Source organism: uncultured Gilvimarinus sp. (assembly GCF_963975215.1).
Taxonomy (GTDB): Bacteria; Pseudomonadota; Gammaproteobacteria; order Pseudomonadales; family Cellvibrionaceae; genus Gilvimarinus.
Genome location: NZ_CAXBFW010000003.1, coordinates 198,616 through 211,428 on the forward strand (window position 1 = coordinate 198,616; position 12,813 = coordinate 211,428).

The 12,813-nt window shown below is 55.6% G+C and carries 9 protein-coding genes; 4 read left to right on the forward strand and 5 right to left on the reverse strand.

Features of this window, described 5'->3' with window-relative positions; translation table 11 throughout:
• Window positions 1–14: 14 nt before the first annotated feature.
• The 3 genes from AAC019_RS04050 to AAC019_RS04060 all read right to left on the reverse strand — a co-directional run bounded on the left by AAC019_RS04050 (window position 15) and on the right by AAC019_RS04060 (window position 4,555).
• Entirely contained in the window at window positions 15–2,156 is a 2,142-nt protein-coding gene (locus tag AAC019_RS04050; protein ID WP_339897287.1) for a methyl-accepting chemotaxis protein, read from the reverse strand.
• Window positions 2,157–2,342: 186 nt separating this feature from the next.
• Entirely contained in the window at window positions 2,343–3,101 is a 759-nt protein-coding gene (locus tag AAC019_RS04055) for a hypothetical protein (RefSeq protein ID WP_339897288.1), read from the reverse strand.
• A 59-nt stretch (window positions 3,102–3,160) separates the two neighbouring features.
• The gene (locus tag AAC019_RS04060; protein WP_339897289.1) at window positions 3,161–4,555 is read right to left on the reverse strand and encodes a carbohydrate-binding protein; all 1,395 of its coding nucleotides are present in this window, start codon (window positions 4,553–4,555) and stop codon (window positions 3,161–3,163) included.
• A gap of 425 nt (window positions 4,556–4,980) precedes the next feature.
• Between AAC019_RS04060 and AAC019_RS04065 the strand changes: the two genes are divergently transcribed.
• Window positions 4,981–5,934, forward strand: a complete 954-nt coding sequence (locus AAC019_RS04065; protein WP_339897290.1) for a sensor domain-containing diguanylate cyclase — start codon at window positions 4,981–4,983, stop codon at window positions 5,932–5,934.
• Window positions 5,935–6,133: 199 nt separating this feature from the next.
• Window positions 6,134–6,466, forward strand: coding sequence for a YnfA family protein (locus AAC019_RS04070; RefSeq protein WP_339897326.1), 333 nt, complete (start codon window positions 6,134–6,136; stop codon window positions 6,464–6,466).
• Between the two features lie 97 nt (window positions 6,467–6,563).
• Here the strand turns inward: AAC019_RS04070 and AAC019_RS04075 are convergent, their stop codons facing one another.
• Window positions 6,564–9,647 carry a glycoside hydrolase family 9 protein gene (locus AAC019_RS04075; RefSeq protein ID WP_339897327.1) on the reverse strand — a complete coding sequence of 1,028 codons (3,084 nt, stop codon included), beginning with the start codon at window positions 9,645–9,647 and terminating at the stop codon, window positions 6,564–6,566.
• Window positions 9,648–10,123: 476 nt separating this feature from the next.
• Between AAC019_RS04075 and AAC019_RS04080 the strand changes: the two genes are divergently transcribed.
• On the forward strand, window positions 10,124–10,648 hold the full coding sequence (locus tag AAC019_RS04080; protein WP_339897291.1) for a disulfide bond formation protein B: 525 nt from the start codon (window positions 10,124–10,126) through the stop codon (window positions 10,646–10,648).
• A 97-nt stretch (window positions 10,649–10,745) separates the two neighbouring features.
• On the opposite strand, the gene AAC019_RS04085 is transcribed toward AAC019_RS04080, so the two are convergent.
• A complete protein-coding gene (locus AAC019_RS04085; protein ID WP_339897292.1) occupies window positions 10,746–11,570 on the reverse strand; it encodes an intradiol ring-cleavage dioxygenase in 825 nt (274 codons plus the stop codon).
• Window positions 11,571–11,800: 230 nt separating this feature from the next.
• Between AAC019_RS04085 and AAC019_RS04090 the strand changes: the two genes are divergently transcribed.
• A complete protein-coding gene (locus AAC019_RS04090) occupies window positions 11,801–12,775 on the forward strand; it encodes an alpha/beta hydrolase (RefSeq protein WP_339897293.1) in 975 nt (324 codons plus the stop codon).
• Window positions 12,776–12,813 lie beyond the last annotated feature (38 nt).

Below are 12,813 nucleotides of genomic sequence, written 5' to 3' on the forward strand. Positions count from 1 at the left end.
AGCCGCCGTTTTATTTATGTTTTTAGTGAGGCCAGCTGTTCGTCCAGCTGCGCCATGACCACTTCCAGCTCAACACCGGCGTTATTACTTTCGCGGGTCATATCGGCCAGCGAGTTGGCGGCGTCGCCGATGATGGTTAGGTTGCGGCTGATCTCTTCACTTACCGAGCTTTGCTCTTCGGCGGCGGTGGCCACCTGGGCAATGTTGTCGGCAATCGAGTTAACATCCTGTACCACCGATGACAGTTCGTTAAACGATGATTGGGTATCGTTCATGGCGAGATTGGCTTTGTCGGTGCCGCTGGCAATGACCGCGACGGCTTTATCGACCCCGTCTTTTAAGCTGTTGATAAGGTCGTTGATCTCATTGGTGCTGTGATGTGTTTTGGAGGCGAGGTTGCGCACCTCATCGGCGACGACCGCAAAACCACGGCCCTGCTCGCCGGCGCGGGCGGCTTCGATGGCGGCGTTTAAGGCGAGTAAATTGGTTTGCTCGGCCACCGCGCGGATCACATCCAGAATTCGGCCAATATCTTCGGTGCGCTGCGCGACATCGCTAATGCGCTCGCTGGCCTGCTGCATGTCATCGCTCAGTTCTTTGACGTGCTGTACCGAGCCCGATAGCGCCTCGCGCGAGGCAATAACCGTGTTTAAGGCGGTGGTGGCATTATCCGATACCTGTACCGCCAGCTGCGAAACCCCCGACGCGGTTTGCGACATCTCATTGGTGGCGGTAACCACCGAGTCAATCTCGCGCTGCTGTTGATAGGTGGCGCTGGCCGATTGGTTGTTGATGGACTGAATTTGTGTGGCGGAGCCTTTGGCTTGAGTGCCAATGTGTTTGATCTCATCGATCATAATGCGCAGCTTAGCGATAAAACGATTAAACCCGTCACTTAGGGAGATCAGTTCGGCGTGGGTGTGAATATCGATGCTTTTGCGCAAGTCGCCATCTTGGCTGGCGAGGTTTTGCATACGCACATCAAGGCTGCGTATGGGCTGTACAATCGAGCGCACCAACAAAAGTACGATAAACATAATAATGGCGGTGGCGACCAGCGCGGTTATAATTTCGCTGGTGAGCATGCTAGAAATATTGTCGTCCATGGTGTCGATTAGGGCATTGGTTGAGCCCTGCACCACGGCTTCGGGCAGCTCGATCAGCAGTGACCAGGTCGTATTTGACGCGTTAATAACAACCGGGTGGGCAACATAGTAAGTCCCGTTATCGAGCCAGGTTTTGTCGCTGCTGTTGTGTAAACTGCTAAGGCGGTTATCGTAGTGTTCCATGGCCTCTTTTAAGGGTCGTGTTAACGACTTTTTATAACTGTTGGAGCCGACAATCAGGCCTTTCTCACTGATGAGGGTAATGCGGCTTTTACCTTGGTAAAGTTCACTGCCAAGCGCTTCGATCAGTTTTTGAATAACCGGCAAATTGATGTCGATACCCACCACGCCTTTAAATTCACCGTCGACCACCACCGGGCTAATCAGGCTGGTCATAAGCTCGCTGTAGCCGTCGGATATCTCGTAAAAGTAGGGCTCCATAGTGCAGGGCTTTTGGGTGTCGCGCGCGCACAAGTACCACTCGGCTTCCCGTTGGCCAAACTCATTTTTATCGGCGGCGTACTTCTCGCTGGCGTCGAGCACTCGCTCTTGCACGACATTACCGCTCTGATCGCGTATCCAGTACACCTCAAGGCTCCCGGTGTCGGGTACGGTGTGGATCGCCTCGGTGCCGATCAGCTCCGCATCGCGGCCATCGTAAGCGTCGGCTTCGTACTGGGAGTAGAGCGCGCTGATGTCGGTGTGTTTTGTCAGGGCGATCTGCAGTTGCTCGTTGACTTGCTCGCGGCTAAGGCGGGTGTCGGGGTGCTCAATGCTCCAGGTCATGGTCTCGGCCAGCCCGCCGGATACACGGTATAAGCTGTTGATATAGCCGGAGACCTGATTGCCGAGGTTGGCCGCCTCGCTTGAGACTCGCCCGAGCACTTCTTGCTCCATGCTGGCGCGGGTCTGCTCGGTAATGGCGTTTTTCATGGAGCCCAGCTGCACGATCAGCTGACTGATCAGCAACAGCAATAGTGCAATAAAAGCGGCGGCGATAACGCCCAACAATTTGGCTTTAATAGAGCGCTCGCGAATCAGCGACAGCATAGGTGTTCCCCGGTTTGATCCGATGACAGCTGGCCGGCGGTGTGCTCTGTCTGCTGAACAAGGTGCAATAGGTTTGACGATATCTGGCTTATCGGCGGGCAGGGGAATACATTTAGGACGTTGTGCCGGGCGTGGCCATAGCGGCGTTTGGGCCGCTATGGCGGGGGCACTGCAGTAGTAATGGGCTTAGTGGTCTAATTCGCCTGGCACAATAGCGTCGGTTTGGCCTTCTTGCACTTTAAACAGCGAGGCGCTGGAGGCAATCCAACCGGCGTCCCCGTGGGCTTGTAACTGGTAGTTGCCATCGGGGGTGCTGAGCCCGCCCACCGTTAGGGTTTCGCCCTGAGTAAAGCTGACCTGATAGGTTTGCCCATCGTTGCCATTAATCTCACCGTACCAGCTGACACTGTTGTAATCGTGCTGCTCTATGCGGTTGATATTCACGGTGTACTGCTCGCCGGTTTCGTCGATGCTGACGTTGACCTGGTCGCCGGGCATTAGGGTTTCGAGCTTCAGTGGATCAAAGGTAATGATCTGACGACCATCGTTGAGCGCTTCGCTTTCAAGTGGCAGCTCGTCTAGGTTGTCGGGTGTCTCGTTGCTCCAGGCGCTATCACGCTGCACCGCGGCGCGTACGTCGGCCTCGTCGTAGGTGCGATTAGGACGACGCTGTTGCATGGCGCTGAGTCGCTCCTCGAACGAAGGTTGGGTTTTATCGCTGGCGTTATTGTCCGTCGCGGGTGCGCTATTTGTTTGTGTCGCGGGCGCGGCAGCCACGGCATCGGGGCTGTTGCCCACGCTGTGAGTGGCGGCCACCGGCGCGGGTTGGGCGGGCTGCACAGGGCTTGGCCCGGCGGCGGGTGAGCTGGCGTCGGGATCCAGCGCAAACCAAAGGGCAGCCGTTGCCACTAAAAGCAGGCACAGCGCCATGAGTGGTTTATTCATATAACTTCCTCAACCATAGAGCTCCGCGCCAGTATTGGCGCGGAGTTGTTTCGTGTGGATTATTGACGAATGCGAAACCAGTTGAAGTTCCAACCACCGGCTTGCGCGAAAACCCCAAAATTATAGGTGCCGGCGTTGATGTAAACCGTATGGGACACCGTGGTCCAGCTTTGCCAGCCGCCGGTCGCAGGGACATTAAGCTCACCCAATAACGTGGCGCCGCCGTTTAAATCCAGTGACAAACGGCCACCGCTTGGGCTCGCAACCCGGTATTCAATGGTGTAGTTGCCCGAGCTTGGAATGGTGATGCCGTTGTAGGCCATCCAGTCGTTACTCTCGATCCAGCCAACGTTTTGGCCGCCGCCGGCATCGGTGGTGTTTTCTAACTGCACGCCGGCCATGGCGGCGTAGTTTTCAGCCTGAATGGTTTGGTTAAAGCCACTCACGCTTGATACCCGTAACGAGCTTACATCGTCGTTAAAGCCCTCGTTGTTCAGGCAGTTGTCGTCTGCGGTTCGGGTGAGCATGTTGCCGGTAAAGTTGTCGTGTTGAAACAACTCTACTTTGTAGCCCTGTTGCACACGCACGGATGAAATATCGTCGTTCACAATGCCCTTGGCCATCAGTTGCCCTAGGTTGTAATTACCTGGGGTGAGGCCAACGTTGTAGCCGCCGTAGTTGCAGTGCTGGGCTAGCTGTACCGGCCCACTGGTGCCGGCGGTGGCGCGGAACCCGGCGATTTCGTCGCGCACATTGTGAATGGCCAGTGCCGCGTAGGCCTCTTGTGGATGCCCTACAGGCAAACCGCACGGATAGCCGCGACAAATCAGGTTGGGGTTAGAGAAACGATTAACCCGAGTGGTATTAAACACGCCTTCGTAAGCCATCACGTCCACAAACACGTTTTGTACCCCGTAGCCCACACCGTAGCCAAAGCGGGCACCGCCGGTGTCGCCTTGTTTACGCGAGTGGTTGATGCCCATGTTATGCCCCAGCTCGTGCAGCATCACCATCGGCCCGCAGCCCGGGTGTACTACGTTAAACGTCCAGTTAGCGTCGACCGCGACATAACCCACACCACACGCGCCCGTGCTGTGCATTTGCGAGACAAAGTCGGCACCCAACTGATTGCGCAGGGCGGCGACATTGCTGTTTAGGCGAACATTATTGAGCACTTCTCCTTGATTGGCGCCGCCTTGTTCGTTGTGGCGCACACCGACTAAACGCAATTGCACGTCCACCTGACTGTCGGCGTAGGCGGCGTTCATTTGGTTAACCCAGTTGTTCATGGCGGTTTGTGGATCGCCGCCAAAATAGCCGGCGGAGTAGTTATCGTATAAAACCAGTAGATCGACGGTGGCTGCCTGTGCGTTGCCGGCGACGGCGCCGCCAGCCAAAAACAAAGCCGTGGCGCAGTAGCGTTTAAGTGCACCCAGTGTGTGTGACATTTTCATAGCGATGACCCTTTTGATTATTGGTATTCACTGCCAGGCAGGCGCGTGGCAGGTTCTCCTCAAGGGACGCCCGTGATGGCGTCTTGCACAGCGACTCTACGCTTCGCACGCGATTGTGGCGTCACACCTTGGAAAAACTGTAAGGTGTGACGGTGTTGCTTGGTCAAACTGTGACAACGTTGACAAAAAACGGCCGGGCACCCAAGCGGTGACTCACTAGAGCGCAATACCCGGGCTGTTGCTCACCGTGAGGTGGGGGGGGGCGTTAATCGGCAGTGGGCAACATGTTTTTATCCGTGTGTAATGCTTTGTAATGGACGTGGCCTGCCGCGGCTGCTATATCTTGGGCGCCAGCGATTTGCGTGAGATTTAGTGCGTGATACGAGCGTATATCCCCCCGCGGGTAACCCATAATGGATGAGAATATGCCCACTCATACTGCCCCGTTCGACACGGTGCCATCATCGGCCGTGTTTGATCGCACTTTGCTAAAAGCAATTCAAGAGGCCTCGCCGGACGCTATATTGGTCGTCGACGGTATGGGGCAGATCGTCTCATTCAATCAGCGTTTTTTAGAGACCTGGCAAATTGCCCCGGATTATGTGTCAGCGCATCAGCAGGCCGATGGCACCATAGCGGAAGATAAGTTGATGGCCCCGGCGTTGCGGCTATTAAAAGCCCCTGAGGCATTTTTAAGCCGCGTTGAGCAGCTTTACGCCCGGCCGACCGAGGCGGATTTGTGTGAGATTGAGCTAACGGATGGCCGGGTACTAGAGCGCCACAGTGTTGGCCTGCAAAGTGATGCCGGCCAGTATTTGGGGCGAGTATGGTTTTTTCGCGATATCACGCCGCACAAGTTATTAGAGTCGAGCCTGCGTCATATTGCCTGTGTGGACACGCTTACCGGAGAGATGAACCGGCGCCACTTTTTAGAGTGCGCGGCCGCTGAGTTTACCCGCGCACGCGAGCAGCAGTACCCGCTGGCGATATTAATGATTGATCTGGACCACTTTAAAAAGATCAACGATAACTACGGCCATGCCGCCGGCGATAAAGTGCTGGAGGCCACCTGCAAACGCTGGCGGACTATCTTACGCAGTCAGGATCTGCTGGGGCGCGTGGGCGGCGAGGAGTTTGCTGTTTTATTGCCTCACAGTGAGTTAGCCGCAACGCAAGCGGTGGCTCAGAGGTTGTGCCAATCGATGAATAGCACACCGTTTACGCTTGATGGCCACGAGGTGTACTGCTCAATCAGCGGCGGCATGACGATGGTTCAGGCGCAGGACGGGTCGGTTAAAGAGGCGTTATTACGCGCCGATGACGCCTTATACCGGGCAAAGCGTGCGGGCCGAAATTGTATTGAGGTACTATTAACCTGACACACGTTTGGATTCGCGCGCAAATACTTGTTTTTAAAGTTTGCATGAACCTTTCGTTCATCGCGGCGCCTCCACCGCGGCCCGGCAACCTTGATGGCCGGGTTACCAAGTGTAAGGCGGTTTATCGTACCCCTGCTGGGGGGGGTGCGATAACGATTAACACCAATCTATAAAGGTTAATTTCTTGACTGAGCTACCCTTGACGCTCCTGCGAACCCTGGGCTTATTTGTGATTACCGCGGTGGCCGAGATCGTGGGCTGCTACCTGCCTTATTTGTGGCTGCGGGAGGGCAAAACCGTATGGTTGCTGTTGCCTGCAGCTTTGAGTTTAGCGCTGTTTGCCTGGCTGCTCACCTTGCACCCGGCAGCGGCGGGGCGGGTGTATGCCGCCTATGGTGGGGTGTATATCTTTGTCGCTTTGCTGTGGCTGTGGTGGGTGGACGGTATTCGGCCAACCCTATGGGATCTAGTGGGGGTGGCTGTGGCGCTAGTGGGGATGGCGATTATTATGTTTGCGCCCCGTACCAGTTAGCCCTGGCGCCTCCATAAAAAAGGCCGGCATAGTGCTACTATGCCGGCCTGCGGGACAAATAGAGGCTAACCGTTACACATTAGCCTCAAAGAGCCGTTTACTGATCACACACACTGCCACTAAGCGCTGGTATCACGGCGTTAGCAGAGCCTTTATTGACCTGAAAACCAAACTCGGTAGATTGCCCGGGCTGGATGGTACTGTTCCAGCTAAGGTTGCTGGCTGTGAGTGGGTTTGAGCCGGTCACATTAGCGTTCCAGCTGTTTACCATTGATGAGCCATCCGTGTAGCTCCAGCTAACGCTCCAGCCGTTTATGGCGCTGGTGCCACTGTTGGTGATGCGCACTATCCCGGTGTAACCGCTGTTCCACTCGTTGGTCACGATGTACTCACACTGACCGCCGCCGGTTGCCGCTTCGACGGTGACATTGGTGGTGGCTGTGTCGGTGTCAGTGCCGTCATTGGCGGTTAAGGTGACGGTATAGCTACCGGCGCTGGCGTAACTTACGCTGGCGGTTTGGCCGGCGGCGCTTTGACCGTTGCCCAAATCCCAGGCAAAGCTCAGGTTATCGCCATCGGGGTCGGCCGAGCAGCTGGCGTCAAGGTTGAGGGTTTGACCGACACTGACGGTGGCGTTCGCCTGATCGACACAGGCTACCGGCGGCGTGTTCAACGGCTCACTTACCGCCGTTAAGGTGATGGTGTCGGGCGTGCCTACCTCGGTGCCGGTGTCGTCCAGCGCGCTTAGGCTAACGGTAAAGTCACCCACTGAGCTAGGGGCGCTTAGTACGACACTGTTGCCGCTGGTTACGTCGGTGATCACCATGTCATTGACCCTTACGCGCACGCCGTCGGCGTTAGCAAGGTTAAACTGCACGGTAAAATCAGCGCCCAACTCTAGCTCGGTGCCATTGGCCGGTGAGCTGATGGCCACCGAAGGCACTAATTCGGCCTCGACATTAATATCCACCACGGCGGGCTCAGATACGCCACCGGCATTATCGGTGACAGTGTAGGTCAGACTGTCGCTGCCGCTAAAGTCATCGTCCGGCGTGTAGGTAAGGTTGGCACCGGAGCCAGTTAGCGCACCGCTGACAGGCGCCGAGGTGACATTGTATTGCGTCACGTTACCGTCGCTGTCTGAGCCTTGCAGCTGGATGTCGACCGCGGTTTCAAACGCGGTAGTCACGCTTAAATCGCTGGCGGTTGGCAAACAGTTAACACCGCTGCTACCACCACAGCCGCCACCGGGCTCTTCACCGTGCAGCAGGCCGTCGTCGCCGTACACCGGAATCACCTCGGACGGATAACCGTACTGATCGCTGGGGTTGTTATACGCGGCCATCCAGGAAGGGTCGTTGCTGCTGTCCCACACGTTAGTGTCTGTGTTGGTGGGTAACGAGGCGCGGAACTGCACTTCGCGGCGGTGCGCCGACTGGCCACCGGGGAAGATTACATCACCGGCAAAGCTCACTTCGGCGTAGTAAATATGATCGGCCGGATCGCCCCACGCGTGTGGGCCGGTAACGCTGCTGGCTTGCGAGTAAGCGGTGGAAATGGTGACGTCACTGGCACTGTAGCCGGCGTCGTACACTTCGCTTAAATCGTAAAAGTAGCGGAACGATAAATCATCGCGCCCCTGTGCCGGCGTGGTACTGCGGTTTTGAATAACGGCACGAATTTCCAGGTGACGTGGCCCCTCACTGTTGACGGTGGCGCCCACGAGGTACTCGTCGTCCAGAGGCTGCTCGTCGGGTGGAAACTGCGATTCGGGTAGCGGGTTGCCACCGTAATCGTTATAGAGCGCTGCCGTTGCACTGGTAAAGCCCGAGTTATAATCGACGGCTACTTCGTTCATGATGTAGTCGCCGCGATCTTCCGTGTAGTTGGTGTCGGCGTCCGGGCCACCCACCACGGCGCCGTACAAAATGTGGCGCTGCTGGGCGGGCACCTGCAGGCTATCGGCCCACGAGCCGTGCGATGTACGGTGATGCACGTTGGTTGGGAAGTTGTTGCCATAGCCCACTTGATAGCTGCGGTTGGCCGGGTTATCACCCAAAATATAATCGATTTGCGCCAGACCAAAATCCTGGTAACGGGTGTACAGTGGGTCTGACTCCCCCAGGGCGTCGGCGTAGTAGAGCGCTAAGTAGGCGATGTTAGCCGCGTAGCGGTTAACCCCCCAACCGGAGCTGTCTACCACTACGATACCACCGGGGGTGCGGTTGCCATTGCCAATGCTCCAGTGATCCAGATAGCGTTGGGCATCGGTGTGATAGCGCTCATCGCCGACCAGTGCAGCCATCATGACGTACACGGCGTAGGCTTTATCGTTCCAGCCCAGTGACCAGGTGTACACCGGGGTATTGGTTTGATTCTCGCTGCCCATTTGATCGTAGTAACCAATGGCTTTGTCGAGGTAGTCGCTGTTGCCGGTTGCACGCCATAGCCACAGTGCGCCCCAGGCCATTTCGTCCCAGTAAACGCCGTAGGTGGAGTTGTAAAACGACTGGGCATCGGTAATGCAATTGGAGTAGGCGTTGTCGGTGCCGTCGCTGCCGGTGGTTTGTTCGGCAAACGCAAACAGTTGCTCGGCGTGCGTCAACAAAGTGCTAGCGTAGGCCGAGTCGTTCGGGGCAAACACCATCGAGGATGAGGCCATGGCGGCAGCAGTTTCAGCGGCCAGATCGGGGCCGGGGCAACTTAGGTCAATTTTCATCGATTGCCGGGAGTTGGGTATTTTGTGGTGTACGACCTCGGCCGGCCCCCAAAAAGTGTGATCCGCCGAGCCTACCCCTACCTGACCGTAAAGCACGTTAGGTGATGGGTGCGCGTTGATAAAATAATCGTTCACAAAACGCAGGTTGTTAAGTAGGTGCTGGTACTGGCCGGAATCCTGATACGCCTGGCGATAATCGATGCCGCCCCATGCCAGCAATGTGGTGGTGGCGGCCATCGGAAAGCCGAACTTTACGTGGTCGCCGGCGTCAAACCAGCCGCCGCGCAAGTCCAGGCCGACATCATCGCCGTCGTCCGGGGTCGAGTCGCCGCGCCAGGGTACGCGGTTCCATTCCGGTAGTGGGCCGGCTTGTTGCGCTTCGTAAAAATACAGAGATTTTTGCAGCGCCTCGCCGTAGTTTTGTGTTTGCGCCGAACTGGTGTGGGATGTCAGCGCTGTCAAAACTAGAGTGGCGCTGGCCGTGAGTGATGTTAATTTCACAATGAACTCTCCTTGCTGCTTAGCCTTACTGTTATAGTTTGATCGCCTGCTGCAGACGCAATCATTTGCGTGTCGGGGCAAGGCGATTTTTGAGCTTTGTCTCAGGTGACTTTGCCTGCATGACAACAGGGCATGGTTGCCAACTAAAGCCGCTTGAGTTTCCAGTGGTGCGGCATAAAAAACGCAGTGCCGCACATCGCGACGTATTGTGACCACTTAGTTGTCTGCGTTAATGTGAGTGCAATCACGGAATACTGACTAAAAATGCGCCCAACACATTGCTTGGTAATATTTGAAGTGAGCAGCGATCATTTGATTGCGTTTGGTTATACTGTATGGCACATAGTTTTGCGTTAACGTTAAACAAGCGTGCCGGCGGTGACGAGGCAAAATGTCATCAAAATCGCTCTTTGTTTTGTTATTTTTAAGGATTAAACATGTCGATACACCCGGTTTCCCGATTACTTCACAGCGCCTCGTGCCGCAATTTTTGGCTGGCGCTCGCCGCGCTGATGGCGCTGCTTGAAATCGGTGCGTTACTGTTTCAGCACCTCTGGCAGTATTACCCCTGCGAGGTGTGTATTTATGTGCGGGTTTGGGTGTTGGCGTTATTTTGGGTGGCATTGCTGGCGCTGTTTATTAAACGCTTTTTTTGGGGCCGTTTGCTGTGCAGTGCACTGGGCCTTGGCCTTGCCGTTGGGCTTGCCAATGAGAGTTGGAATTTAATTAAAATCGAATACGGTGTTGGCGACGGTGGCAGCTGCGCTTTTATGGCCAACTTTCCATCGTGGGCGCCGCTGGATGAATGGATGCCCTGGATGTTTCAGGTGCAAGATATGTGTAAGGCCACGCCAGAGATTGCGCTGGGCATTACCATGACTCATGTACTGGTGGTTGTTAGTGTTGCGCTCGTGCTTTTATTTACGGCGGCGCTGGTGGGCGTGTTTCAGCGTAAAGCCTAGCAGCAACTGTGTTCTAAGTCGTCATGGGCTGATAAGGCTCACCGGATCTGAACACAGTTGCTGCTAGTGCCGTCCCTGGCTTTTATCGCGGTTCGTTTTAGGGTGCCGCAATGCCCACGGTTAGTGTTGCGACATAGCCATCCGCTACCGAGCCGCTCACGGACGCCAGCTGATTCTCATAGCCGTCGGCAAATATTCCGTCGCGATCGATGGCACTAACCGACGTGTTCTGACCGTGATTGCGGTATGGCGCGGTGCCATACACCGCCCGGGTAATGTCTTGCGGAAACGTCAGCTGCGAGGTGGCGGTGGCAAGTGACGCGGTATCGTTGTATAAAAATACTTGAAAATGTATGTGGGTAATGCGGCCTGCGTACCAGCCGGGGTAAATAGTATGAAAGGTGACTTCGCCGTTGGCGTTGACATCCTGAATGCCGCGGCAAAAAGTTTGCCCGCGAGTATCGTTGCCGGGTTGAGCGTAACCGGAATAAAGCCCGTCTTTATCACAGTGCCACACATAAAATGATGCGTAGGGGAACGGCTCGCAACTGTTGTTGATATCCACCAGCTTGAACTTTAGTGTCAAGGGGACGCCTGTTTTGTCTTCGTTAATCTGGCCGCGTACATAAGTTGAGTTACTGAGCACGGCCGATAATGGATAGGGGCCTTCCGTCTCCGAGGGTATTAAAACGCAGCGCCCTTCACCCGTCGCAATTGCCGGGCTACGGCTGTTTGTTGCTCCACTGCCCGATCCGGCATCAGCGCCACATCCGCTTAGTACCCCAAAACCGGCAAGAGAGGCGCCAAACGTTGCCAGCGCGCGCCGCCGATTGACTGGGGCCGTTAATCGGCGGTTTACCGTCGGCGCGGTGATGTGTGGGTCGTTGCCGGAGTACTTAAGAGGTGGGCTAACTTTATTCATAATGACACTCGTTGTTGTTAGGGAGGGATACCTACCGCAGCGTTAAGCTCAACCATTAAGCAAAAGGGCATATGCCGTTTTTAGCCGGGTAGTTTTCGCTGTCCGAGCTATTGAGGCAGTAAAATAAAAATTGTTCCGATAGTGACCCAAGATTTACATTGAGATACATTCGCCATACCAACGCGATACAAATAACAATATTCATACCCAGCCTGCTTAAGGAGATTAAAATGCCCACCCTAGCTCAACAACATAGGCTTCAGCGCGCTTTAGGATTACTCGCCTCGGCGCTGCTGCTGAGCGCGTGCGCCAGCGCACCGAAGGGTAGCACCGCCGGTGTTGACGCCGAACCCAAGGTGTATTCTCTGTACGATGTGACGCGTTCCGCCGACATCCCCAACGGCCGTGCCAGTGACGATTTAGAAACGGTGCGTGACGCGGCCAACCCCGATACCTTTTTAATGCAAGTGACGTTGCCAAGCATGACAGCCTATTTGCCCGACCCGGCTAACGCCACAGGAACAGCCGTAGTGATTTGCCCGGGAGGAGGCTACCGTGGTGTCTCAATCGTTAAAGAAGGCTATGAAATAGCCAGGCGTTTAAACCGGGAAGGTATCGCCGCTTTTGTGCTTAAGTATCGCGATCCGCTTGATGCCACCATGACGGATAAGAAATTCGGGCCGCTGCAGGATGTGCAGCAGGCGATCGCCTTGGTTCGCGAAAACGCCGATGCCTGGAATGTCGATACCGACAAAGTGGGGGTGATGGGTTTTTCTGCCGGCGGGCATTTGGCCTCATCGGCGGCGGTGCACTACACCGACCCGGTACTTGAGCGCTGGCCCGCGGGGCAATTGCGGCCGGATTTTCAGGTGCTGGTGTATCCGGTCATTAGTTTTCAGGACGATATCGCCCACAAGGGCTCACGCAGCAATTTAATGGGTGAGCCGATTGACCCCCGGTGGCAGCAATATTTTTCTAACGAAACACAAGTGACCGAGGCGACGCCCCCCGGGTTTTTAGTGCACGCGGGTGACGATGGTTCAGTATTGGTCGAAAATTCACTGCGCTATTATCAGGCGTTAAAAGCCCACGGGGTGAGTGCCGGAATGTTGATATTACCCACGGGTGGTCATGGTTTTGGCATGCGCAATCCGATCGATTGGTTTGCCACTATGACGCAGTGGCTGCACGAAGAAGGCTTTTAAACAGAAAGTCTCCCCCGGGAATTAACATTCCCGGGGGA